Annotated in this window: 28 protein-coding genes, 3 tRNA genes and 1 pseudogene; 8 read left to right on the plus strand and 24 right to left on the minus strand. The window is 44.0% G+C overall.

The genetic code is table 11. The features are described from left to right. Nucleotides 1–19 precede the first annotated feature (19 nt). Entirely contained in the window at nucleotides 20–481 is a 462-nt protein-coding gene (locus ASD40_RS08995; RefSeq protein WP_057302981.1) for a divergent PAP2 family protein, read from the minus strand. Nucleotides 482–634: 153 nt separating this feature from the next. On the opposite strand from ASD40_RS08995, the gene ASD40_RS09000 reads away from it, so the two are divergent. After that, the gene (locus tag ASD40_RS09000; protein WP_057302982.1) at nucleotides 635–1,066 is read left to right on the plus strand and encodes a CBS domain-containing protein; all 432 of its coding nucleotides are present in this window, start codon (nucleotides 635–637) and stop codon (nucleotides 1,064–1,066) included. Here the strand turns inward: ASD40_RS09000 and ASD40_RS09005 are convergent. The 4 genes from ASD40_RS09005 to ASD40_RS09020 are packed head-to-tail and all read right to left on the minus strand — an operon-like array spanning nucleotide 1,035 to nucleotide 3,678. Beyond that, nucleotides 1,035–2,246 carry an ArnT family glycosyltransferase gene (locus ASD40_RS09005; protein ID WP_057302983.1) on the minus strand — a complete coding sequence of 404 codons (1,212 nt, stop codon included), beginning with the start codon at nucleotides 2,244–2,246 and terminating at the stop codon, nucleotides 1,035–1,037. The genes ASD40_RS09000 and ASD40_RS09005 overlap by 32 nt on opposite strands. A gap of 29 nt (nucleotides 2,247–2,275) precedes the next feature. After that, nucleotides 2,276–2,632, minus strand: coding sequence for an EamA family transporter (locus tag ASD40_RS09010; protein WP_057302984.1), 357 nt, complete (start codon nucleotides 2,630–2,632; stop codon nucleotides 2,276–2,278). Continuing rightward, the gene (locus tag ASD40_RS09015) at nucleotides 2,629–2,973 is read right to left on the minus strand and encodes a DUF2304 domain-containing protein (protein WP_057302985.1); all 345 of its coding nucleotides are present in this window, start codon (nucleotides 2,971–2,973) and stop codon (nucleotides 2,629–2,631) included. Before ASD40_RS09015 ends, ASD40_RS09010 begins: the two co-directional genes overlap by 4 nt. Nucleotides 2,974–2,979: 6 nt before the next feature. Further along, nucleotides 2,980–3,678 (minus strand): glycosyltransferase family 2 protein, encoded by a 699-nt coding sequence (locus tag ASD40_RS09020; RefSeq protein WP_057302986.1) that lies wholly within the window; start codon nucleotides 3,676–3,678, stop codon nucleotides 2,980–2,982. A gap of 341 nt (nucleotides 3,679–4,019) precedes the next feature. On the opposite strand from ASD40_RS09020, the gene ASD40_RS09025 reads away from it, so the two are divergent. Next, complete coding sequence (locus ASD40_RS09025) at nucleotides 4,020–4,274, plus strand: Ger(x)C family spore germination C-terminal domain-containing protein (protein ID WP_057302987.1); 255 nt, start codon at nucleotides 4,020–4,022, stop codon at nucleotides 4,272–4,274. 1 nt (nucleotide 4,275) lies between these two features. Here ASD40_RS09025 and ASD40_RS09030 read toward each other — a convergent pair whose 3' ends face one another. The 4 genes from ASD40_RS09030 to ASD40_RS09045 all read right to left on the minus strand — a co-directional run bounded on the left by ASD40_RS09030 (nucleotide 4,276) and on the right by ASD40_RS09045 (nucleotide 6,179). Further along, nucleotides 4,276–4,503, minus strand: coding sequence for a hypothetical protein (locus ASD40_RS09030; protein WP_057302988.1), 228 nt, complete (start codon nucleotides 4,501–4,503; stop codon nucleotides 4,276–4,278). A gap of 129 nt (nucleotides 4,504–4,632) precedes the next feature. Next, entirely contained in the window at nucleotides 4,633–5,112 is a 480-nt protein-coding gene (locus ASD40_RS09035; protein WP_057302989.1) for a hypothetical protein, read from the minus strand. A 21-nt stretch (nucleotides 5,113–5,133) separates the two neighbouring features. Continuing rightward, on the minus strand, nucleotides 5,134–5,685 hold the full coding sequence (locus ASD40_RS09040; protein WP_057302990.1) for a superoxide dismutase family protein: 552 nt from the start codon (nucleotides 5,683–5,685) through the stop codon (nucleotides 5,134–5,136). A 167-nt stretch (nucleotides 5,686–5,852) separates the two neighbouring features. Beyond that, nucleotides 5,853–6,179 (minus strand): hypothetical protein, encoded by a 327-nt coding sequence (locus tag ASD40_RS09045; protein ID WP_047672455.1) that lies wholly within the window; start codon nucleotides 6,177–6,179, stop codon nucleotides 5,853–5,855. 311 nt (nucleotides 6,180–6,490) lie between these two features. Between ASD40_RS09045 and ASD40_RS37125 the strand changes: the two genes are divergently transcribed. The 3 genes from ASD40_RS37125 (at nucleotide 6,491) to ASD40_RS09055 (ending at nucleotide 7,497) form a co-directional block, all read left to right on the plus strand. Beyond that, the gene (locus ASD40_RS37125; RefSeq protein ID WP_156389946.1) at nucleotides 6,491–6,643 is read left to right on the plus strand and encodes a hypothetical protein; all 153 of its coding nucleotides are present in this window, start codon (nucleotides 6,491–6,493) and stop codon (nucleotides 6,641–6,643) included. Nucleotides 6,644–6,800: 157 nt separating this feature from the next. Further along, a complete protein-coding gene (locus ASD40_RS09050; RefSeq protein ID WP_057302991.1) occupies nucleotides 6,801–7,010 on the plus strand; it encodes an alpha/beta-type small acid-soluble spore protein in 210 nt (69 codons plus the stop codon). A 187-nt stretch (nucleotides 7,011–7,197) separates the two neighbouring features. Next, nucleotides 7,198–7,497: a hypothetical protein gene (locus tag ASD40_RS09055; protein WP_235549209.1), complete on the plus strand. Its 300-nt coding sequence runs from the start codon at nucleotides 7,198–7,200 to the stop codon at nucleotides 7,495–7,497. A 108-nt stretch (nucleotides 7,498–7,605) separates the two neighbouring features. Here the strand turns inward: ASD40_RS09055 and ASD40_RS09060 are convergent, their stop codons facing one another. Next, nucleotides 7,606–7,800 (minus strand): hypothetical protein, encoded by a 195-nt coding sequence (locus ASD40_RS09060; RefSeq protein WP_057302992.1) that lies wholly within the window; start codon nucleotides 7,798–7,800, stop codon nucleotides 7,606–7,608. Between the two features lie 358 nt (nucleotides 7,801–8,158). On the opposite strand from ASD40_RS09060, the gene ASD40_RS09065 reads away from it, so the two are divergent. Further along, nucleotides 8,159–8,231 (plus strand) — tRNA-Val (locus tag ASD40_RS09065). A 136-nt stretch (nucleotides 8,232–8,367) separates the two neighbouring features. Next, a pseudogene (locus tag ASD40_RS38530) lies at nucleotides 8,368–8,826 on the plus strand (DUF2243 domain-containing protein). 10 nt (nucleotides 8,827–8,836) lie between these two features. Here the strand turns inward: ASD40_RS38530 and ASD40_RS09075 are convergent. Genes ASD40_RS09075 through ASD40_RS09085 form a run of 3 tightly spaced genes read right to left on the minus strand, consistent with a single transcriptional unit; the run spans nucleotide 8,837 to nucleotide 11,540 of the window. Further along, nucleotides 8,837–9,349 carry a metallophosphoesterase gene (locus ASD40_RS09075; protein WP_057302994.1) on the minus strand — a complete coding sequence of 171 codons (513 nt, stop codon included), beginning with the start codon at nucleotides 9,347–9,349 and terminating at the stop codon, nucleotides 8,837–8,839. Beyond that, nucleotides 9,342–10,703 (minus strand): Na+/H+ antiporter NhaC family protein, encoded by a 1,362-nt coding sequence (locus ASD40_RS09080; protein ID WP_057302995.1) that lies wholly within the window; start codon nucleotides 10,701–10,703, stop codon nucleotides 9,342–9,344. The genes ASD40_RS09075 and ASD40_RS09080 overlap by 8 nt, the downstream gene beginning before the upstream one ends. Nucleotides 10,704–10,706: 3 nt before the next feature. Beyond that, entirely contained in the window at nucleotides 10,707–11,540 is an 834-nt protein-coding gene (locus ASD40_RS09085) for an alpha/beta hydrolase family protein (RefSeq protein ID WP_057302996.1), read from the minus strand. Nucleotides 11,541–11,707: 167 nt separating this feature from the next. Between ASD40_RS09085 and ASD40_RS09090 the strand changes: the two genes are divergently transcribed. Beyond that, nucleotides 11,708–12,844, plus strand: coding sequence for a hypothetical protein (locus ASD40_RS09090; RefSeq protein WP_057302997.1), 1,137 nt, complete (start codon nucleotides 11,708–11,710; stop codon nucleotides 12,842–12,844). A gap of 50 nt (nucleotides 12,845–12,894) precedes the next feature. Here ASD40_RS09090 and ASD40_RS09095 read toward each other — a convergent pair whose 3' ends face one another. The 11 genes from ASD40_RS09095 to ASD40_RS09140 all read right to left on the minus strand — a co-directional run bounded on the left by ASD40_RS09095 (nucleotide 12,895) and on the right by ASD40_RS09140 (nucleotide 21,575). Next, nucleotides 12,895–13,668 (minus strand): stalk domain-containing protein, encoded by a 774-nt coding sequence (locus ASD40_RS09095; RefSeq protein ID WP_057302998.1) that lies wholly within the window; start codon nucleotides 13,666–13,668, stop codon nucleotides 12,895–12,897. A gap of 81 nt (nucleotides 13,669–13,749) precedes the next feature. Then, nucleotides 13,750–14,496: a DUF1906 domain-containing protein gene (locus tag ASD40_RS09100; protein WP_057302999.1), complete on the minus strand. Its 747-nt coding sequence runs from the start codon at nucleotides 14,494–14,496 to the stop codon at nucleotides 13,750–13,752. A gap of 152 nt (nucleotides 14,497–14,648) precedes the next feature. After that, entirely contained in the window at nucleotides 14,649–14,927 is a 279-nt protein-coding gene (locus tag ASD40_RS09105) for a DUF2277 domain-containing protein (protein WP_057303000.1), read from the minus strand. A gap of 185 nt (nucleotides 14,928–15,112) precedes the next feature. Then, entirely contained in the window at nucleotides 15,113–15,469 is a 357-nt protein-coding gene (locus tag ASD40_RS09110) for a hypothetical protein (protein ID WP_057303001.1), read from the minus strand. 25 nt (nucleotides 15,470–15,494) lie between these two features. Beyond that, nucleotides 15,495–16,013, minus strand: a complete 519-nt coding sequence (locus tag ASD40_RS09115; protein WP_057303002.1) for a DUF3231 family protein — start codon at nucleotides 16,011–16,013, stop codon at nucleotides 15,495–15,497. Between the two features lie 118 nt (nucleotides 16,014–16,131). After that, complete coding sequence (xylB, locus tag ASD40_RS09120; RefSeq protein ID WP_057303003.1) at nucleotides 16,132–17,652, minus strand: xylulokinase; 1,521 nt, start codon at nucleotides 17,650–17,652, stop codon at nucleotides 16,132–16,134. 264 nt (nucleotides 17,653–17,916) lie between these two features. Continuing rightward, nucleotides 17,917–17,990: transfer RNA gene (locus ASD40_RS09125), tRNA-Ile, on the minus strand. Between the two features lie 12 nt (nucleotides 17,991–18,002). Continuing rightward, a tRNA-Met gene (locus ASD40_RS09130) sits at nucleotides 18,003–18,079 on the minus strand. Nucleotides 18,080–18,170: 91 nt separating this feature from the next. Next, nucleotides 18,171–18,335 (minus strand): hypothetical protein, encoded by a 165-nt coding sequence (locus ASD40_RS38175; RefSeq protein WP_164484139.1) that lies wholly within the window; start codon nucleotides 18,333–18,335, stop codon nucleotides 18,171–18,173. A 165-nt stretch (nucleotides 18,336–18,500) separates the two neighbouring features. Next, complete coding sequence (locus ASD40_RS09135; RefSeq protein ID WP_057303004.1) at nucleotides 18,501–20,252, minus strand: hypothetical protein; 1,752 nt, start codon at nucleotides 20,250–20,252, stop codon at nucleotides 18,501–18,503. A gap of 66 nt (nucleotides 20,253–20,318) precedes the next feature. Beyond that, the gene (locus ASD40_RS09140) at nucleotides 20,319–21,575 is read right to left on the minus strand and encodes an efflux RND transporter periplasmic adaptor subunit (RefSeq protein WP_057303005.1); all 1,257 of its coding nucleotides are present in this window, start codon (nucleotides 21,573–21,575) and stop codon (nucleotides 20,319–20,321) included. Between the last annotated feature and the right edge of the window lie 28 nt (nucleotides 21,576–21,603).

The following is a 21,603-nucleotide window of genomic DNA, read 5'->3' on the forward strand; positions in this document are numbered from 1 at the left end:
CCACATGTACCGATTCATACTATTTCTTGTTTTCCAGCATATAACTAAAAGCACCTATGGCAATACCCAGAAGCGCTCCTCCCACGACTTCTCTTGGCAAATGACCTAATCGTTCCTTAAGTGCTTTACGTCTTCGTGCATGGTACAAACCCGGATGCTGTTTAGCCAATCTTTCGACTTGCTCATCAAGGTCATTCACTTCAACTGCAATCTCTCCAGCAGCCCGCCGGATTCCCATTGCATCATACATGACGACCGCTCCGAAAACCGAGCTCACGGCAAAATCAATTGCAGAAAGGCCTCTTTTCATCGCTATATAGGTTGCAAGCGCTGATACTCCCGAGGAGTGCGAGCTTGGCATCCCTCCTGTTTGGGTCAGTTGCGACCAATCCCACTTTCCAGTTTTCAAATAGAAAAGCGGTAATTTCATTACTTGAGCAGTACCAATTCCTAGGACTGCAGTTGTCAATGCTCGATTCATAACTTTCACCTCACTTCTAGCATCCATCACAGGTTTAGATTCTATTCGAAAAGTTTGATACAATAGACATGTTGAACAAGTTTTCCTACTGAAAACTAAGCCTATGCTTACGAAGAAAGTTTTCCTACTGAAAACTCTAAGGAGTGTTAATGAATGAATATTGCTTTTTTCCTTTTGCCTAAATCCGAAGTTATAACAACGACATTGCAAGCAACGCTTCGTCAAACATTAGAACGTATGGAATATCACCGCTATACGGCTGTGCCTATTCTTTCCGATGATGGTCATTATGTAGGTACGGTTACTGAGGGAGATTTATTGTGGTTTCTTAAAAATTCAGATGGCGTTGGCTTCGAAAATGCTCACCGCCATGTGCTGGCCGAGGTTCCTCTGCGTGTGCAAAATAAACCGGTACATATTCATGCCGAAATGGTCGATCTTATCGATTTGGCCAAAGTGCAAAACTTCGTTCCGATCGTAGATGATTCCGATAAATTCATCGGGATCGTTCGTAGAAGCGAGATTATCGAATACTGCGCGAAGCAGCTCGTGTTTAAATCCCCCTCCGCTGCAGGAGAGAGGTAGTCCAGGCGTTATGAAGTAAGCAGATGACTTGTGAGATCAAATAGGCGCTGCCCAGCATTAGAAATGGAAGCATACCGTACACATAACGATCTACCGGAATAAACACCATATGGACACCTAAGAACAAGAGAAATGCCACTGTTATATATTGAATTAAAGGCTTGCGAAAGCTGAAAATGATCATCGATATACTGCCTGCACCAATTAAGAAAGTGTGCAACTGTGTAAGTGCATTCGCATACCACGCTGGTACGGAAAAGGGATACGGTCCCACCCACATCGTTTTAAAAAATACAAGCAATTTTCCTATTGTCATCCATTTCATCCATAATAACGGTTCCTGGGCCAAACCTTCTTTAATCCGTCTCACACCTTCAGCGAATTGATGATCTGTATCGATATGGTCCCAATCAATTGTTCCTCGGAAATAGGGGTCCGTTCCTCCAAGGAACGGATTGCCTGCTTCCCCATTGGCGATAAAAATAAAAGAATGAAAAGTTATCCAATTCCGAATCCACCAAGGCATCATGATACAGGCAAAAGACGCAGCTGCTAGTAATCCATAGGCTGCGTCTATTTTCTTCGTTCTTACCCAAAGAAACATATAAGGAACAACAGCAAGGGGAAGTACATTCGGACGAATGAGGACGCAAAGCCCAAGCAGAGCCCCCATCCATAGATGATCCCGCCATTTGTTATCTTGTATGATACGCATCTGCATGTAGAGTAGCCCCGTAAAAATAGTCAAAAACGGAACCTCCGTCAAGATCAGTGAAGTTGACCAGACGTAGGAAGGATATACCGCGGCAAAAATGCCAGCGATTAGCCCTGTTATGGGGTTAAACATCCTTTTTCCAATCAGGAATAGGAATAGTATCGCTCCCAGTGAAATAAAGCAATTCATGATACGAACGACCATTAATGCCGGCTCCAGTTGTTCATGACCTGTAAGGCTAAATACAGCCGCTAAGAGCAGCGGAAATCCGGGTGTCACGAGTGAGTTAGGCACGGTATCGCGATAGGCGAATATGCCTTTTTCGAGCAATTGAATTGCTGTCTTCGTGTACTCTAATTGATCCCACTCAAGTGGTGGGTATTCAGCTTCAAGCACATAGTGCAGGCGTATATACAAAGCTGCAGCCATGAGCAGCAGCAAGCCAAGCCAAACTCCGCGTTTCATAAGATCCTACTCTCCTTATTAGAACGAACCTATCTAGCTAACAAGAAGGCGCCTCCAACTAAGAAGAGCAGCCCTACCCATTGCGATGATGTAAGCGTTTCTTTTAAAACCAACCAACCGAACAACGCACCTAGTACATACGCGATCGATTGGAGCGGATAAACACGACTTAGATCAAATCGGCTAAGAGCATAGAACCATATCAACGTAGCGATGCCATAAAGTAAGCACCCCACAAGAATATAAGGCTGCATCAGTACGGTTCCTAAATTTTGAATTCCTGTTAATGGCGTTCGATTGAGCGCTATTTTCCATACAATTTGACCACACACCAGTAAACATACATTTAGGAATACAATGAGAAGCGGAGCCGTCATCCGTATCATTCAGATCCCTTCCCTCGTAATTGTTCCTGCAGCAGTGCGACTTCCTGAATAAGTCGGGTTAGTTTGCGGTGGAGCTTAGATATGACAAGCGTTAAATGCATGATAAATACGAGTGAGAATAACAATCCCACCAGAAATAGCAACGAAGGTGCGTAGTAGATATGCATTCTGTGCGAAACCAAATCCAATAAGCTCGGAAACACACTAAACAATGCCATGATCAATCCTAGTACTAGCCAAAGAATGGCGTACTGCTCCTGTAGTTTTTGCCTACGAATAAGCTCTACGGAAATGAAAATAAACACCAAACAAAAAGAGATTGCCCAAACATACACATTCACGAATTATCAACTCACATTACGAATTCTTGTCATGCATACAGCTAGAGATACTTTAACCATATAGTAAAGCGATTTCACTGGGGTAATGGACGAATGTCCCGCTTTCCTCGCATGCATCAAAACTGATACTTCTTTCACTCTGAATTGCTGCCGTTCCAGTAAAACTACAGCCTCTACCTCCGGATAATCCTCCGGGTAATAGCGGGCGAAAAGCTCAATGATGGGTCGGTTCACCGCTCTAAAACCCGATGTAGGATCAGTGAAGGTTTTGCCAATCATCCAACTAATCATCCAAGTGAAAAAGAGAATGCCTAGTCTTCGATTCCATGCGGAACGATACGCGGTCTTCACCAGAAATCGAGAGCCGATGCAGCAATCAACATGCCCAGTCAAGATTGGTTCCATGATTTGAGCCAACGCTTCGGGATCATGTTGACCATCTGCGTCAATCTGAATAGCGATATCGTAGCCATTCCTTGCTGCGTACATGAAACCCGTTTGCATGGCGCCTCCAATGCCTAAATTGACAGGTAAATCGATTACAGCCGCATGTTGTAACGCACGTGCAACCGCTGAGGTACGATCCGTGGAACCATCATTGACAATGACAATATCCATTTCAGGCTGCTCTCGTTTTATGGAGGCCACCACGCCTGCTATTGTCATATCTTCGTTATAAGCCGGAATGATGGCAAGTGTCTTCATGAGGTCATTCCTTCCCTCCCTAAGTTCATCCATTCTTAACCATTTCTATTCCCAAGCATACCCCCTTCTTCATCTGATTAAACCAAATGGCAAGAACACTAATGGATAGGGCCCGTCGTAAAGAGACAAACTAAGAGGAAAACTTTGCTTGGAAAGGAAGGATATCCTTTTATTCGATTTTTACCGCAAAAAAAGAATGGGGTTTGGGTCCCATCCTTCCCATTATTAAAGCATCAATTAACCATTATACAATCAACACTTCCGTTATTTTCGATAAGGAAAAACCAAACTCCATTTAAGCTCTGACGAGACACGACTATTTAATGTGATGAGAGCAAACGTTGAAGCCACTTGACCCCAATAAATTAAAAACCTATGAAGAAGCCGTTGTGAAAACATGTGAAACCCTGATCATAAATTTGCTGAAGAAGTTCCAAAAAGCAAATGTGGATCCGTTAGGCTTTGGGTTGGATTATAGAGCTCATCACTTTGGCACAGTAAAAGAAGAATGGAAAGCGTGGCAAGCCCTCTATCATGAGTTAGAGTTTAACGTGAATATCCAGGTGAAACTTGATGGCGTGGGAGTTATTAAGTAATTTAGGAAGTTTCCATCGATGTGTCGATAACGCATGTACGTTCAACTTCCTCTTGTTGATCTTCTTGATCTCGCAGCTCTTGCCATTGTGATGGCTGAATTCCAAGCTGACTCATGACGTGATTAATATCGATTTCTCTCACGATTGCAACACCCCATCCAGGTTTGTCTCTTTCTTTTTGTCTACACTTTACTTTATCGGTCATTCTGCCATCTGTAAATATGGACATATTGTCGAATCGCCTAAAAAATCAACAAACCTTTCATTAAGTTCACTTAATGAATTAAGTTAGAATTCGACAAAAAAGACAAAAGAGCTGCTTTTTGCGGCCCTTTTGCCTTTTCATAGACGTTTTAAACTATTGTACTTGCCCATTCGACGATGCTCTGGATGAAACAAATTCGCTTGCCCAATCTACCATACCATTCATTAAAGTCAAAATAAGATTGACCGCATCTTTCTCATTTAATGTACCATTGGACTGACTGCTAACATATTGGGACGTTTTTTGTTCTAACTTTTCTACGAGATCCTTGATTTTCAATAAATCATTGGCTAAGTCCGTTACTTGCTGACCGTTCGCGTCACCTTGACCGGCCCTTTTACTTTGATTCTGATTCTGATCTTGGTCTTGGTCTTGACCCTGCGCCTGTTGATTAGAGTTAGAGGTTTGCTGATCACTGCTGCTATTATTAAATTGTTGCTGCCCCTGGCTTCCTTGTGAGCTTTGAGAGCTGTTAATCAACATCTTCTTTACTTGCTCTAGCTCGATGAGTACCATATCATTTTGTTTGGTTAGTTCATCCATTTGCAGCTTGAGATCCTGTGTTTTAATCATGTTGTCAGACAGCTCCTTCCATTATTTCACAACACCGCATGCAATTCGATTACCCGAATTACCGGATGGATCCGTCTTCAGATCATCTTCTTTCTCATGGATGACCAGACTAGCTCCCCCTTGCTTCAACAATGAATTAGGCTTGTCTAGAAGCAGCACTGCCGACTTTGTAATGGCATTGAACTTTCCATTTCCCTGTGCATCCACGACCAAATTGGGGAGATCCCCTGCATGGAAACCTTTAGGATTATGAAACCCGTGTTCCTTCTTAAATGGATTAAAGTGAGCGCCTGCCGATTCAAAGTTGGGGGCTTCACAGACTGCTTTTTCGTGAAAGTGTAAGCCATGTTTTCCTGGTGTCAGCCCGCTAACTTGGAGATCAATTTGAACTCCATCCTGAACAGATGTTAAATGGGCAGTACCTATAGGTTGGCCGCTCGAACCAATAAGTGAAACTTGCAGCTCTGAAGGTGGTGCTGCGGCTTCTGTCGTTACTGTGCTCTTCACACTTTGACATGCGGTAAGTACAAGCAACCCCAGACTGGCAGTCATGATGATCTTAATTGTTTTCATACTGGCGATATCCTCCCGAATACTTGGCTTTTACATAATCTACCCTTAGGATGCACAACTGCATTACACTGTAACCGCATTAAAAGAACAATTTTTTCATAATAAGCGTTCTATAGCAAAAAGCCCGTAATCTCTCGATTACAGGCTTGATTCATTTCATTATCTCATTATAAGATCGTCATAAGTTTCGCAATGATTTGCAGATTCTCTAGCTTCCTCTTGTAGAAATGGAACTCGACCTTCGTATGCTCGACGGCGTCTTCCATTCGCAAAACTTGCTGCTGTAAATCTTTGGTGTATGGCCACATCTCCGCTTGTCGGTGAAGCTCATTTTTCCCTGTAACCATTCCGTCCCCAATAACTTCACATTCTTTGGCTAGAAGCTGATGCTTTGCCCAGGCCAGTTCCGATACCGCATCCACATAGATGGCTTCTGCTTGTTTAAGCAATTCCGGTACAAGTTGTAACTCCAAAATAACATCCGAGCGATTCATTCGGATTCCTCCTAAGAGTTTTCGTAAGAAAACTAACTTCGTAAGCATAAGCTCAACTTAGTAAATCGTGAACTTTTACTGCTTCGCCTCATGTATATTCATAGAAAAAATAAAACATGCTTAATCGTACTATCAGGCGAAAACAAAGCATTTTCTCGTAGGATACGACTTATATTGCTATACGAATTTCACATGGAATGACAAACCGATTAAGGTTACATTAAATCTATCAAATCCCCCACTCCCCTACTTGTTTAGCCTGCTAGAAGCCGCTATGATGATACTATACGTATCAAAGGAGGTGACAATATATGAGCCAAGAGGAAGAAGTTGTACAAAATGAAGAAGAAACCGCCCCAGAGTCCACCGAAGAAGTGGTGAACGAAGAGGTGTCTGAAGAAGTTGCAGAAGCTACCCAAGAAGCTGCTGCTGCGGAAGAAAGCACGGAATCCGAAGAGGAATAATCATCCTAATTATATATTCTCCCCCAACCTATTGGTTGGGGGTTTATTGATGTTTGGAAGACAGTAAAAAAACTTGTAAATTTATTTAAATTTCATGAATAAATAATCTGAACATTCAAATAATACTGGTGTACCAAAAAAAAGGAGATGATTATGAATGGCTAGAAACAACACTTTAGTCGTACAACAAGCAAAGGCAGCATTGGATCAACTGAAGTATGAAGTCGCTCAGGAAATTGGTGTCCCTCTCTCCCCTAATGGTTACAACGGTAATTTGGCAACACGTGATGCCGGTGCCATTGGTGGCAACATCACGAAGCGATTAGTGCAAATAGCTGAGCAACAACTTTCCAGCTTCAAACGCTAATCCTTTGATGTAGGAGCAAGCAAAAAAGACTGATTCACTCGATCCTCCTTAGAGTGAAAATCAGTCTTTTCTTTTTTTCCTTCGAAATGATCATGTATTCCTTCAAATTCCTCACCAGTTTCCACGGAAGTATTCTATTCTGGAAATAGTTCTAGTATGATTACGTTGTCCGTCATCTGATAAAGGAGTGTTTACCTTGACTGAACAATATGAAATATTCCGTGATCCCTATCGCATGCTCATTCTTTTGGCTACATTAGTTAGCGAACAAAAAGGCGAAAAAGCTCTGCAATTTGACAATGTACCTTATTTCGAGAATGATACGTTCCTCATCCAGAACGAAAAGTTTGTATACAAAAAGATTCCCACCGAAATCACTTGGTATCAATTCCTAGGAAGAGACATTGCCTGCAATAAAGACTATACCCGCGAAGAATATAACAAAATGTTCGTTGATTGCCTTGCTTCTCTATACAACATCACATAATACATACACGGAGGCTGTAACAGCAGCCTCTTTTCATTGCATATGAAACCAAAAAAAAACGCTATCCATCGGAATCATCCGACTAGAATAGCGCTTCATTTTGAATCCTTATTTCTTTTTCACTTCTTCAACAAATACGTCACTTGCGTCTCGGTTACTCCCAAGCTCAAGGATCGTATATTTCTTCTCGCCAATCATGATGACATCTTCGATTTCTGGAAGCGGATCCCCTAAATATACAGTGCCTAAATATACATTACTGCTCTTCAAACGCAAATTCCAACGATGCTGTTGTTTCGTCATTTCCTTGTTCCTCCCAAGATCTACTGTCATCAAGTTACCATAAATCAAGCCAATATGAAAGCCCCACTATCAAACAAGCCCCTAAATATGGTACAGTAGTGTCAGATTGTCCGGAAGGGTTGACAGCTACTATGACAGCACAAGGAGTCTCAAAGGAAGAACTTTCCGCCCTGCTCCCCATAAAAGACGTAGGCCATGATTCATTGGCGAACATATCTTACATTCCCAGGTCCAAAAAGAAACGAGGAACGCTTCCGTTTTTCCAAAAGCTGTTCCGTAATTGGCGTAAATAAGAATGATAACCATCTGTTGACAATCACTTAAATCCTTGGTATATTACTAATTGTCTTCAAAAAACGACTTGTTAGCTCAGCTGGGAGAGCACTATCTTGACAGGGTAGGGGTCAGTGGTTCGAGCCCACTACAGGTCATACTAAGAAAGTCCTTACATTGTAAGGACTTTCTTTCGTTTTTCACCCCCAGCAAACAAAGGTTTATCATTTATTTACTGAGGTAATACTATCATATGCACTACCATTAGTATGCATGGGAGAGATATGATCGTATATGGATATAAAAACAAAGAATCTATTAATCAATGCACTAATCCTAGGATTAGGTTTTATGGGTGCCGTAGATGGCATCCTTTTTCACCAGTTTTTGCAGTGGCACCATGTCATTGACCACCATAATCATCGGATTGAGCTGTTCTCAGATGGTGTATTTAATTTATTTGTAACGCTGCTGCTAGTGTTTGCCTGCGTTCAAATATTTAAAGATGCTTCAAATGATCATCTGAGTTTCAACTGACGAAACTTTATCGGTTCAATGATTATTGGTGCCGGCGCTTTCAATTTACTAGAAGGTTTAATAGATCATCAACTCTTAGGCTTACATCATGTTAAACCTGCTAGTCCGAATTGGTTGATTTATGATATTGGTTACTTAATCTCAGGGGTGATTTTAATAATCATCGGATGCGATTATGTGAAGTTAAAGATTGACACTAGAAAAAAGGTACGATGAAACCGTACCTTCACGACTGCTCCTCACTCACCACAACGGAATCTCGTATCTGTTCAAAAGAAACAGGCGTATAATCCCAATGCTCCACACTCACATTAAAATAATGACGCCCCTCGTATTTCTGGCTGTGAATGTGGCCGTGTACATTGACGTAGGGCATTTGTTTATTCATATACATCGGCTCATGGGATAGGAAAAAGAAATTCTTATAAATGATCGGGTACTCGCTCACTTCGTCAAAACCGACTTCAAGCCACCAAGTTCTCGACCTTCCCCGATCGTGATTGCCTAGGATGAGGATTTTGTAACCATTTAGCTCCGAAACAATGGCTTTGGTTCGCTCTTTATTCAAGAAGGAAAAATCCCCTAGATGAAATACTTTGTCTTCTTGGCTGACGACAGCATTCCAATTGGTAATCATAGTCGCGCTCATTTCGTCTGCATCGGCGAAAGGCCGAGCTTCGAAATCAATAATGGATGAATGACCAAAGTGATGGTCCGATATAAAATAGGTATTAGCCATTGAATCCCACTCCTCTTCTACTACTTAAACTTCCACTTTTTCTCCACCATAAAGACCACAGCAAAGTAAACACAGGCAAAGCCCAAAGAAAAGGCGCATAGCCAATATACGCCAGTACGGGTACGCCTACTATTGTTCCACAGACGATCGCAAGCATGTTCCACGGAATCATAGCAGCTAGAATGAGGCTTGAATCAGCCACAACACGGGCAAGTTGACTGCGAGGAAATCGCTCTTCCCAAAAAGGAAGTAAACTCCGCCCCGTCATCATAATAGGCAATGTTTGTGTGCACGAAACAAGTCCAAGCCCAAGGCCAAATAGGGATGTTCGTACAGTCGCTGAAAGGAGTGAAGAGGACGTCGCCCCTAGCAGCTTTTGCATATAAGTCTCTAGGATACGATACTTTTCTAAAATGCCGCTGTAAGCACCCGCGAGGGCGATAAGTGCAATTAGCTCGGTCATGTTAGAAAGCCCTTTGGTTTGCAGCGAGTTAAATAAGCTGGAATGGTAACCAAACCACATATCATGCAGCCATTCATTCCAAGTCATTTGTTGCAAGCTCATGCCAATTACGATCGCACAAGCAATCGACAAGAGGAAGCCATTTCTTGTTTTCAACCTTAAAAGGATTGAAATCAATAGAACAAATACTGGCAGCAAGAGCCACAAGCTGTACCTAAAACCCGAAGCAAACTGCTGATTGTGTAACGTGATGTCACTTTGATGCCATTCTCCACGAAAATCGCAAACTAAGAAAAACCCCAGCGCGACACTTAGCGCACCTATTGTTGTGGGTAGTAAGGCTTTAAAAAGGACTTGCATGGATACGCCTGTTGAAGAAGCTACAAGTCTATTTGCACTGGAAAATGGTGAAGTCCGATCACCAACGAAAGCACCTGATACAAGTGCGCCAGCAACCATAGGAAGCGGGATATGCAGCAGCAGCCCCAGACCAATTAATGGGATACCCACAGAACTGAGTGTACCCGTAGATGTGCCCAACACCATAGAGATGCAAACGGAAAGTACAAATGAAAAGGTTAGAAAAAAACTAGGATCAACGATACTAAGGCCCAAATCGATCATAAATGGGATCGTACCGCTCAATGTCCATGTAGGGATAACCATACCAACTAGGGCAAGAATCCAAATGACCTCTTTGGTATGCTTGACACCTTCCAACATGCTTTTCAAGATGTTCCAAAATGTTGTTTCCGCTCGCCAAATAAGGAAAGCCAAGGTCAAAAGCCCCACTGAAAATCCAATCACCAAAGGAATATGTAAAAAATAAGCGACAGCAAGCCCTATAATCGTTATCGTGATAACTGCACTAAGTTGTCTAATCGTTAACATCGTCTAGGCTAACATCCCTTGTATCGTCCGTTTGGTTTCATGAATTGCTTCCTTCAGAGGCTTCGTCTCCCCTTGAAATGGATGAACAGAACCAAAGGTGTGGTTACCCTCAGGAATTCTAATCCAAGCAATGGCGGCATTTTGCTCAACAAGCCTCTTAGAACCTCGGATTCCTCTCTCTCCATCTTCCGTCCCCTGAATAAGGGCGATTGGGAAATTAGCACCGCTAATCCTTCCCACGATATCGAAACGCTCACGATTATGCTCCATATCTTCTAAAATTTCGAGGTCTAGCGGCATGTTTTGCTTCGTGCGACCGTTCATCGTGTACGTTCGTCCTGTTGCCCGCATCTCCGCTTTATTTTCCTCCGTAAACAAATCGACATTCGCAATCCCGTTCCAGCTAATCACACCGGCAATGTGTTCAAGATGATCAAGTGCATAGATCAAGCACACAGCTGCCCCCCTGCTATGACCTAAAAGAAGAACGGGTTTCTGAGTGGCTGAGCCTTCACGGTTACGAATATCATTCACAACAGCATCCAAATCTTCTAAATCTTTGGAATAAGTTTCTCGAGCAAATTTCTCAAGCTCCGTAAACTCAAGTAAGTCAGCTCCCACGCCGTTGTGCGAAAAATTGATCGAAATCACATCGACCTCTTCGGCTAACGCCTCAGCCGCATGCGGAAACATTCCCCAATCTTTGAAACCTTTGTACCCGTGACAAATAATTAAAGTCCCTCTGGCCGGTTGTGACAATGCTTCATAAAAGTCACCTCTTACAACACGATCAGTCTCTATCCATAGTTCAAACGGTTTACCCGTGCTTAGTTTCATTCGTATTTCCTTCCTCTCCAAACCGTGTTCTAAATCCTGCATACTTCTGTTATTTTATCACAAATCTAAATAGATCAGCATTAGCAGGACTACTGGTCATAAATTTAAGACATTTAGTAAAAACTTGATTATGTGCTTATAAAACTGAATGAGGAGGAAGCTAACCTATGCATCCACTCCGAGCAAACAGCTTGCTCCTAAAGCTGTTTTACTCACTGTTGCTTACAAACCTTCTTACAGCTGCAATAGGTATAAACACATGGGCTCACGGCTATATGCCACTGCTTGAAGAAACCGCGAGTTCCGGAGAGTTCCATCTGATCGTTAAAGTTTCACCTCATGCGGCTTATCAAACTGAAGCTATATTTGTAGATAAAAAATTGCAACGAGAGCTTGAAGATGGAGGAACTGGTACACCATTCATCGCACCGCTTCCCCCGGACACCACGCTTTCCTTTGACAAAAAAGGTGTGCCACAACGTTATGGTGTCACCCCGAATGGAGAAGTGGTAGATCTCGCGGCGAGACTCACGTTAAACATTTCAAGCACCGCTCAAGAAACACTGCGTTCGCAAGTTCAAGTTGTTAGAGCCAAGCATTATGGTGAAATACTTCCCTGGGAGGAGGCTAGTGAAGTCCTCCCCAAATACAGTAAATTCACCATCGTAGACGTGGAGAGCGGTCTCAGCTTTGAGGGGCAGCGCCGCGCAGGCTCGCATCATGCGGATGTACAGCCGCTGACCAAATCCGACTCTGCGACGCTCAAAACCATTTACGGCGGCGCCTGGAGCTGGGACCGCAAAGCAGTCCTCGTGAAGCTGAACGGCCGCACGCTGGCCGGGTCCATGCACGGCATGCCGCATGGCGGGGATGGTATACCGGGAAATGACTTCAACGGTCATTTCTGTATTCACTTCCTCGGGAGCGTGACGCACGGCTCCCGCTCCGTCGACCCGGCGCACCAGGTCATGGTGCACCGAGCGGCAGGCTTGCTGACGGAATACATCAGCAAGCTCTCGCCTTGGGCGCTGATCGACGTATGGATCAGCGCAGCGAACCAAGGTGACCTGCAGCTGCTGCAGGTCACCACAGGGCAAGAACAGGCGCTGCATGTGCGAAGCATGCGCCGCCTGTCCAAGTTCCCGGAGCGGGACGTGTCCCAGCTCCTGCAGCTTGACACCGCGGTCGACGTTTCGGCTACGCCGGTACGTCCTTCCGCGGTTGCGAACAGGCGCGTGCTCTTTCATCTCGAAAGAGCTTCGCTGGATGAGCGCTGGTATATCCGCAGCGCTGTCATGCAATAATAAAGCCCGGCATCTCAGGAGCTAGTCGAGAGATGCCGGGCTTATCATTTTTATTTTACAGTAATTTTACCCTTCATGAAATTCTTATGAGGCTCACAGAAGTACGTATACTCACCTGGCTTAGCAAACGTAACACTTTCCGATTCACCCGTCGCCAAAAGCGCTGTTTGGAAACTGCCATCATCCGCGACAGCGTTGTGTTTCACTTTATCCTTATTCGTAAAGATAACAGTCGAGCCTGCTTCAACGGTAATATCCCCTTCTTTGAAAGCAAAGCCCTCAATATTCACGTAATACGTTTTAGCTACCTCTTGCTCGGATCCAGAAGTCCCTCCGCTAACGAGATTAACCGTCCTCGTTGCTTCATCATACATGACCTTAATACCGAACACTTCAGCCAAAAAACGGGAGTGAACGAAGGTTGAACTGTTAATCAACTGAGCAGGACCGACCATCGATACTTTGGCGCCATCCACATTGGCTTCTGAGGATCCGATCATGAGTTTAACCGTTTTTGCGTCCTTCTTTACGGTTACCGTTTGGGTAGCGGCATCATAACCTACATCTGATCCAATGCCTTCTGCAAAGGCACGGTACGGCACAAACAAAGAGTTATCAATAAGGTAGGACTCATCGAGCTGCAAGGGCTTGCCATTCAAAGTGAGCTTCATATCGGATTTTACCTGCTGTTGTACCGCTGCTTTCATACTCATGTCAGCCGCCATGCTATCATGTCCAGGCTCATGTTCCTGAGCCGAAACTGATAAGATGCTTGTAGTGAGCAAACCGAAACCGAGTACAACCGCGAATAAACTTTTTTTCATATTAAAAATCCTCCTTTGAATTTGTACATCTACTCTATAGAGTAAACGTATCAATGGAGGATTCGGTTTACTTTCGAGCGATTATTGTTCCGGTTGACCCGAAACTCTGCGCAGCTCATTAGCCAGTCGATGAAATTCTTCCCTGGCAGCAGTGGACGACGTCGCCTCATATCCGGCCGAAAGGAAGGGTATAATTACATTGGCATCTTTAGGAGACAGCGGATACGACTCGGGAGGCTCGGGTACTGTTATCGTACTCCACCAACCTTCTTTTCCATACGATTCATCGTAATCCACGCCAATCCCATGCTCAACCACATCGTTCAAGTATTGATAAATGTTTATGAAATTAGACTTTTTACCTCCGCTCCAAGCATACGTTTGCCAAAAATGAGAGCAAGCACCCACATTACGGACGGCTTCCATCACGGCATAAGAACCATATACACCGGTCGTATACTCGGGTGTCGCCTCACTTGCTGCCCGGAGATAGGCAATAATGGTTGGCATTTGGGCACTTGAGGCGTCAAAGTCGACAGCAAAGTAAATACAGCTGCCAGGTGGTTGGCCCAGATCATGAGCAACCTGCACAGCCGTTGCCCCATCAGCCAAACCAGCACTTCTTCCTCCGAGAGCGCGATTCGCCGTTGTTTCGAAAACGGATACGATTTGGAGTCCTGCCTCGCTGATCGTGTCTGCTTCACTTTTGGTTAACGCCTTGTAACCACTCGGAACGAGATATCTGGCTACAAACAAGTAGCCATCATTGACGAAAGCAGCGGCGGTTTGTGCCGTTAAAGGCGTTGAACAATCAAAACCTTTGATCACTTTCTATCACCTATTTTCTACTAGTTTTCATACAGAATATGCATAACGAGGCTTGAGCGCTACAAGGACAAGTTGAAAGCCTATCCATGTAAACACAAATAAGGCTCTTTCCTTTAAAGAAAGAACCCGTAATTACTTCATCTTGGATGTCATTAACCTTCTTTTGTTCCGAACCTTTTTGCATTCCTAGCACGCGCACGTTCGACCTCGACCTCACGATTACGAGGCTCAGCATTGGTTACAAGCGAGTCCAACAGATTCCGGGCAACTAAACTAACCTCTTTGACAGCTTGATTGAAGGCCACCTCATTCGCCTTTGAAGGCTCAGTAAAGCCCGAGATTTTCCTTACAAATTGCAGCGAGGCCGCCTGAATTTCATCATCAGTAGCCAAAGGATCGAAATTGAATAGTGTTTTAATATTTCGGCACATAGCTTTCTCCTTTTGATATCGTAATAAAATTAATTTTACAATAACATCCGAAATTAAGCACACTATCCATTCATCGCGGCAAATAACCGATGCAGCTGGCGCATTTTCTCGATTATTGAAATAAACGAATAAAGGCCGACGAATATCGTCAGCCTCTATCTTTTTTCAACTATTCATTCTTGGTATTACTGATAACCTCGGTACGAAGAACCGTATGAATTGCCATAATTCGTTTGTTGTTGAGGTTGCTGCATATTTAAAGACTGAAAGCTGCTTTGAGCCGTTTGTTCAAGCTGTCTGCACAGCTGGGAAACTTGTTGTAATTGTTGAATAGCCATTTGGTGGCCTTGCAGCGCGGATTGTATGATTTGGACGGCTTTTTGTTCCCGTTGTGCTAGCTCTTCAAGTCTCAATGCGTTTTGCTGCTCTTGTTGAAGCATATGTTGGTACATCTGTGAAGATTGTTGCGTTTGGTTTATGAGTTGTGCAATGATCCCTTGCGTTTGTTGAAATTGGCTATTGATATTTTGGTCTTGATACATTGTAAATCCTCCTCATATTTGGATCTTAAGCTTCTACTAACTCAGGTCTTTTGATTTGTAGAGGCGGGGGGACAAGCCACCCCTTTTCTTTGCTTAGTCGAAGAGCCTTTAATCCGATAGCAGCCTTGGTGACATGGTACTTTGCAAAAAGAGCACCTACGTCTTCACGAATAGACTTGCCTATTACCTGACTGCAAGTGATCAGACCCGCCGCCAAATCTGCCGATACCATAGCTGCGATCTCGGGATCAGTGAATCTTGCCCCGATAGGTATCTCCTCTAATTTCGCTTTCGGGCGGTCAGGATGTACCGGATGAGGAACGATACCATTACTATTAAGAATTTCGTCGCACTCTTTGACTTCTAACTCGGCTTGGTTGATGACATCGCCGATGATTTCTTTTAAGTCTTTATCTCCAGCATGATAGCTTAAGGCTCTATAACCAGAAATACATCCCTTCGCTGCCATGGAGAGCTGCCAAACATCATAAACCTCCCCGTAATGCAAGGGCTCGTCTTTGGGTTTCCCGCTTAAAATCCCCATTCAAACCTCTCCTTCCTTATCTCGCTTTTAGCAACCTTGTATAAGATTTCTCATCGGGGTGACTTTTATTCCCACAAAAACAAAAAAACCTGATTTCTCAGGCTTTCGTCGATTTGCGTTATTGCCTTGATTGACTAGGATTGGTTAAACCATTCATTCTTTTGAACAATTCCTTATTGCATTGATATAACTCTCTAAAGAAAGCGTACTGCTCTTCGTAGACGGATCTGTTCTTCAAAATAGGCGAAATCGGTTTCTCAGCTTGCTTCACCACGATCTCACACGCTTCCTCTATAGATCTGTATACTCCTACCCCTACTCCTGCCATCATAGCCGCGCCAATACAGGCCTGCTCTTCCATAATGGATGGAAATAACTCACAGCTTAGCACATCTGCAAGTATCTGCAGCCATACGGCACTTTTAGCTCCACCACCGGCCATCACGATTCGGTCAACTCTTACACCCAATGCCACCAATACCTCCAACCCATCGCGCAGCCCAAAAGCTACTCCCTCCATGACTGCCCGAACCAAATGGGCTTCATTGTGCTTTAGCGTTAAACCGAACATAGCTCCTTTGGCGAAAGGGTCCATATGCGGGGTTCGCTCCCCTGTCAAGTAAGGTAAGAAAAGAAGCCCTTCTGATCCTGGGGAAACCTGAGCGGCACTTTCATCGAGTGATCTGCTATCCTTATTGTGGAGGATATTTTCTGTTAGCCATCTATGAGATAAGCCAGCATTCAGCATCGCCGCCATCATATACCATTTGCCTGGGACAGCGTGGGTGAAGGTGTGCGTTCGCAGCAAGGGATCATAGATAGGTGTTTCTACAGGGACAAACCATTGTCCACCTGTGCCCAATGTACATGAAGCCTGTCCCGTGTGTAAAATCCCATTGCCAATAGCCTGCATGGGTTGGTCTGCGCCGCCAAAGACAACAACAGTACCTGCTGGTATGGCACAATCATTTGCTACCTCAGTTGTCAGCGTTCCTGCAACCTCCCAAGGCTCATGAACGGTTGGCAGCAGTTCCGGATCGATGCCGAGCTGTCCCAACAGTTCACTAGACCAACACTTATTGGCTACATCATAAGCTAATGTGCCTGATGCATCTGTTGACTCGGTTCCTACTTCTCCTGTTAGCCTATACCTGATATAATCCTTTGGCAGCATGACTTTCCAAATCTTCTCATATGTATCCGGTTCATTCTGCTTTAACCACAACAGCGATAAAAGCAGAAACCCGGTCGCAGCCCGGTTCTGTACTAGCTTGCCAATCTGCTCGAGAGAATACTTCGCCTCAAGCTGTTCCTTTTGTTTGATTGAACGCTGATCGCACCAAATAATCGCCGGCCGAAGCACCTGTCCGTCCATCCCTATCGCAACAAGTCCATGCATTTGTCCAGATAAGCCAATAGCGTAACGGTCGCTGCTACGTATTCCTGCTTGCCTGACAGATTCAGATAAGGTTTGTTGTACTGCCTCCCAACATAGCTGAGGCTCTTGCTCCGCATAGCCGACCAAGGGCGAATGAATGTCATAACTTTGTTGAGATAAGCCTATCATCCGTCCCGCGGGGTCCATGGCAGCCGTCTTCACGCTGGAAGTCCCTAAATCTATTCCGAGAAGTGTTGTCATTATATATCCCCATCCATTTCTGCAAAAGTTCAGCCTGTTTTTACTGTCCAGTATGCTCATATCCCATCAGTGCCAGCATCGTGCATGAACAATTCTTCGACACTCAAGGTCGTTGTCCCTTTAGGAATATTTGATAAGCGTGCGACATTTCGGTCTAAAACGTAAAAAAAGCCTCTCCATATCATCGAAAAGTGATGAGATCGAGAGGCTTTTTTGATGTTATAAAATAATAAAAACCCTTATATACCAAGGGTTTCCGTGCTATGGGCCCAGAGGGACTCGAACCCCCGACCAATCGGTTATGAGCCGACCGCTCTAACCAACTGAGCTATAGGCCCACGATAAATTATTGGTTGCGGGGGCAGGATTTGAACCTGCGGCCTTCGGGTTATGAGCCCGACGAGCTACCGGGCTGCTCCACCCCGCGTCATTAGCTGCCGCTCAACAGCGACAAAAATAAATATACACTAAATGCGCGGTCTAAGTCAAGCGTTAATTTCTAGGGTACTTAGTGTAAATTACGTGTTATAACGTACGCCAAATCGCCCTTTTTTGGACTTAAATACTTCCACTTCTTGTGGACATTCATAGCCATAAATCCACCAATCTTCTTCCATTCTTTTCGCCAGGCAGCCCGCTTGAAACTTGGAATCGTATAATTTAGCCCAATATATCCAGTTCATTACATTCACTCCGTTATGTTCATATCGTTAATCCTATCTTATCCAAAATAAGGCCAGCTTATGAGCACTCCCCCCTAAGCAATGAGTTACCGCTCAATATAAAGCAAAAAAACTACTTGAAAGTGATCTAGAGATCAGCTCCAAGTAGCTTTTTCGTTGAATTATCTATTGTTTGAAAGTAGTCAACAACCGTTTAACAGATTCACCATATTCGTTCGTGAAAGTCTCAAATACTTTGACCTGAATCGGAAAGTCCAGTTGGTTGGATCTTGCATTTAGGTTAATTGTGTTTGTTCCATTGTACAAACGTCCTTCGCCTGACAAGGCTTCAACTGATTTGCCAACCGGATTTCCAACATTATCGAATAATTCGAATGAGAGCTTACTATTAAACTTATCTACCGTTACTTGCTTATCCGGTTTAATGTCCAGATCCAGCTTCAGCTTATAATCATACGTCATATTACCTTGGAAAATAGCTGAAATTGTCCAATCTTTAATAGTAATACCATACGGATACACGTTCAAAGTTTTGCTCGTTGGATCATTCTTCTGAACAGGTACTTTCGCCGTCGCAAGCAGTGATTTATAAGTCGTTTCTCCACTCACTTGTTGGCTGTAAAGGTTCATTTTGAGGCCTTCACCTTTTTCAGATGCTGGAAGTGCATACGAATAACTAACGACATACGAGGCATTAGGAACAACACTTAGTGCAGTAGCTTCCTGTCTTCTGCCTCCGTATGCATAACCATCTTTACTAACAAGCTCCGTTTGGATCGCCGGAATTGGGATCGGACGGTCACTGTTGTTCGTCAGTTTAAACTTCGCCACTGCCGTATTAAAGCCATCGTCTTCATTACTTGTTACATGTAATTCAACCAGCGAAACATCGACATTGGAAGGAACGAATTTATTCGTAGAATCCAGTTTAACTGGTGTACCTAAGGTATATTCAGGGGCTGGAATGACTCCCTGCGTCACAGCTCCTGTAGGGAGAAGAATATTAACACGTCCTACCCGATAGGTGTCTTCGTGGAACTTTCCATCACCCGTTGCAGTGGCAAAACTCTCTGGTGTCACTACATTCAAGCTAGTAAATTCCGTATCTAGATCTGTTGGAATAACAATATGGATATATTTCTTCTCACCTGGATCTAGTACGACGGAAGCTTCGGCGCGACTGCCGGAATAAACGTTATTTTCTGTTTTCCCATCAATCCCAAAGTTAGGTACGGTTTGACGTTCTTTGGTCGGATTCACGACTTGAATTTGAACAACTGTGGAAACGCCTTTGGCTGTGATTTCCTTATGAATGTCCACAGGTATGAATCCTAGAGTCGAGCGCAAAGAAGGTAAGGTAAACGCTTCTCCCCATTTCAGGATCGCGGTTGGTTTCGTTATGGTGCTGTCACTGCCATTCCATACGATACCAGAGTCAACGGCCACAGTAAGCAGTGTTGTTTCTTCTTTTGGATATACCTCAAGATTCACATCTACAAAGCTGAGATCGGTAAGAGCAACATCGTCAGTCCTTTCAACCGTCGTTAGGTAGCTGAGTTCCTGCTGGCTCTTGGGTTGAATAGATTTAGGGTTTTTGGCACTTGGCTGCAGCGTATATTCGATGCCATCAGCCATCCGAACCCGCAGTTCAAAGTCAGGTACACGAGAGATTTTACCACTCGTATTTTTAATTCGAATTACGGCACCCAATTTCGTTGAATCCGACTCGTGCTCATTGAGCATGCTTTTAATTTCGACCTCAATCTTATCCTTTAGCGCATAGCTTATATTTGTATTTGCTGCAGCTGCTGCTGCCAAGTTCAGATCATCCGCAGCCCATGCAGGAAAAGATGCTGTAGTTAAAAGTGCTGCTGTTAGAACAATGGTAGCTAGTGATCTCTTCATCGTCTTATTCACTTATTTCTCCTCCAATTATAGGGATCTTTGAGCAGGAGCTCAAAGTCTCTCCTTTTTAAGCTTCTGTTAGTTACCGACTTTTACTTTATCTTGATCTTTTAGTTGATGTTGACCGGATATAACAAGAATTTCGTCTTCTTTGACGCCGGAAATAACTTCCTGATTGGTCTCATTCAAACGGCCAAGTTCAACTTTACGCTTCTGTACCGTTTCACCATTCACAACAAAGACAAAATTATTACCGCCTTCGCGGACGATGCTAAGACTTGGAACGACAGGTACGTTTTGTTCATCATCTTTGGTGAGTTCTACTTGTGCCTTGGAGCCTGGTTTCAGCTTGCCATCCGGATTTGGAACCTCCAATTCCAGATCATAAGCTTTGGATTGTCCGTTAATCACATCCGATAAGTAAATCACTTTGGCTCCGGCTTTCGTCGTTACCCCTGGTATGTAGAAAGTCAATTCGCTTTTGCCTCTAACAAGGTTAGCCGATGCTTCGGTAAGCTGAGATTTGATTTTGACCGGATTCGTCTGTTGAACTTCCCCTACGCGGCCACCTGGCGCTAACGTTTGACCGACAGTAATATTGAGATCCGTTAACACGCCGGAAGCAGGTGCTTTTACCTCAAGATTGCTAAGAGTCCTCTCAATATTCCGCGCATTTACTTGCGCTGTTTCTAAACTAGTCTCTACTTGTGCGAGTGAATTCGTCTCTTGCAGTGTTTTCAGTGATCTACGTGCGCTTGCTAAATCTTTCTTTTTATTAATAAGCGCCGTTTCCGCCTGCTCTAGTTGAGATTTCGTTGCTGTGCCCAGATCATATTCATTGCGAACCGTGTTGTAGGCTTTCTCTAGATCACTAACGGAGGTCTCCAACTTAGAAACGCCATCCTTGGCATCTTCAATCCCGTTCGAATTCCTCTGTTTAGCCTCTGTAAGTCCTGCTTGCGCACCTTTTATATTAACAGAATTCAAATCCTTCTGAATCAAAACATCCGTTGGATCCAAACGGAAAAGCACATCGCCCTTCTCTACGATATCTCCGCGTTTCTTCACGATTTCAATGACTTCGCCACCAGACTTCGCGACAATATCTAATTGAACGGATGATACTACGTCTCCGACTTGTTCGACAGGCTCACCAATCTTTTGCTTGGCAATTTTGGCCGTTTTTACTACCTTAACCCCTTGCTCTGCTGCAGCAGTTGTTGCTGCTGGGCTTGCTGCTGGTGATGCGGAACATCCTACGGCTATCGCCGCGCTGAGCGCGACGACACCGAATAATTTAGTACTCTGTTTTATCATAAACAACTGACGTTTCATATTCGTTTTCTCCTTTTCCCCTGTTTAG

The sequence above is a fragment of the Paenibacillus sp. Root444D2 genome (genome assembly GCF_001426375.1).
Taxonomy (GTDB): Bacteria; Bacillota; Bacilli; order Paenibacillales; family NBRC-103111; genus Paenibacillus_E.

Excerpts from the sequence above, each read along its gene's own strand:
- ASD40_RS09030 (WP_057302988.1), bottom strand. The coding sequence starts at position 4,503 with ATGTCCATATTTACAGATGGCAGAATGACCGATAAAGTAAAGTGTAGA.
- ASD40_RS38175 (WP_164484139.1), bottom strand. The coding sequence starts at position 18,335 with ATGAACTGGATATATTGGGCTAAATTATACGATTCCAAGTTTCAAGCG.
- ASD40_RS09050 (WP_057302991.1), top strand. The coding sequence starts at position 6,801 with ATGGCTAGAAACAACACTTTAGTCGTACAACAAGCAAAGGCAGCATTG.
- ASD40_RS09085 (WP_057302996.1), bottom strand. The coding sequence starts at position 11,540 with ATGAAACTAAGCACGGGTAAACCGTTTGAACTATGGATAGAGACTGAT.
- ASD40_RS09035 (WP_057302989.1), bottom strand. The coding sequence starts at position 5,112 with ATGATTAAAACACAGGATCTCAAGCTGCAAATGGATGAACTAACCAAA.
- ASD40_RS09075 (WP_057302994.1), bottom strand. The coding sequence starts at position 9,349 with ATGGCTAATACCTATTTTATATCGGACCATCACTTTGGTCATTCATCC.
- ASD40_RS37125 (WP_156389946.1), top strand. The coding sequence starts at position 6,491 with ATGAGCCAAGAGGAAGAAGTTGTACAAAATGAAGAAGAAACCGCCCCA.
- ASD40_RS09110 (WP_057303001.1), bottom strand. The coding sequence starts at position 15,469 with ATGTATCAAGACCAAAATATCAATAGCCAATTTCAACAAACGCAAGGG.
- ASD40_RS08995 (WP_057302981.1), bottom strand. The coding sequence starts at position 481 with ATGAATCGAGCATTGACAACTGCAGTCCTAGGAATTGGTACTGCTCAA.
- xylB (WP_057303003.1), bottom strand. The coding sequence starts at position 17,652 with ATGACAACACTTCTCGGAATAGATTTAGGGACTTCCAGCGTGAAGACG.
- ASD40_RS09010 (WP_057302984.1), bottom strand. The coding sequence starts at position 2,632 with ATGATACGGATGACGGCTCCGCTTCTCATTGTATTCCTAAATGTATGT.
- ASD40_RS09045 (WP_047672455.1), bottom strand. The coding sequence starts at position 6,179 with ATGAATCGCTCGGATGTTATTTTGGAGTTACAACTTGTACCGGAATTG.
- ASD40_RS09095 (WP_057302998.1), bottom strand. The coding sequence starts at position 13,668 with ATGAAAAAAAGTTTATTCGCGGTTGTACTCGGTTTCGGTTTGCTCACT.
- ASD40_RS09020 (WP_057302986.1), bottom strand. The coding sequence starts at position 3,678 with ATGAAGACACTTGCCATCATTCCGGCTTATAACGAAGATATGACAATA.
- ASD40_RS09105 (WP_057303000.1), bottom strand. The coding sequence starts at position 14,927 with ATGTGCCGAAATATTAAAACACTATTCAATTTCGATCCTTTGGCTACT.
- ASD40_RS09140 (WP_057303005.1), bottom strand. The coding sequence starts at position 21,575 with ATGAAACGTCAGTTGTTTATGATAAAACAGAGTACTAAATTATTCGGT.
- ASD40_RS09005 (WP_057302983.1), bottom strand. The coding sequence starts at position 2,246 with ATGAAACGCGGAGTTTGGCTTGGCTTGCTGCTGCTCATGGCTGCAGCT.
- ASD40_RS09090 (WP_057302997.1), top strand. The coding sequence starts at position 11,708 with ATGCATCCACTCCGAGCAAACAGCTTGCTCCTAAAGCTGTTTTACTCA.
- ASD40_RS09060 (WP_057302992.1), bottom strand. The coding sequence starts at position 7,800 with ATGACGAAACAACAGCATCGTTGGAATTTGCGTTTGAAGAGCAGTAAT.
- ASD40_RS09080 (WP_057302995.1), bottom strand. The coding sequence starts at position 10,703 with ATGTTAACGATTAGACAACTTAGTGCAGTTATCACGATAACGATTATA.
- ASD40_RS09000 (WP_057302982.1), top strand. The coding sequence starts at position 635 with ATGAATATTGCTTTTTTCCTTTTGCCTAAATCCGAAGTTATAACAACG.
- ASD40_RS09115 (WP_057303002.1), bottom strand. The coding sequence starts at position 16,013 with ATGGGGATTTTAAGCGGGAAACCCAAAGACGAGCCCTTGCATTACGGG.
- ASD40_RS09040 (WP_057302990.1), bottom strand. The coding sequence starts at position 5,685 with ATGAAAACAATTAAGATCATCATGACTGCCAGTCTGGGGTTGCTTGTA.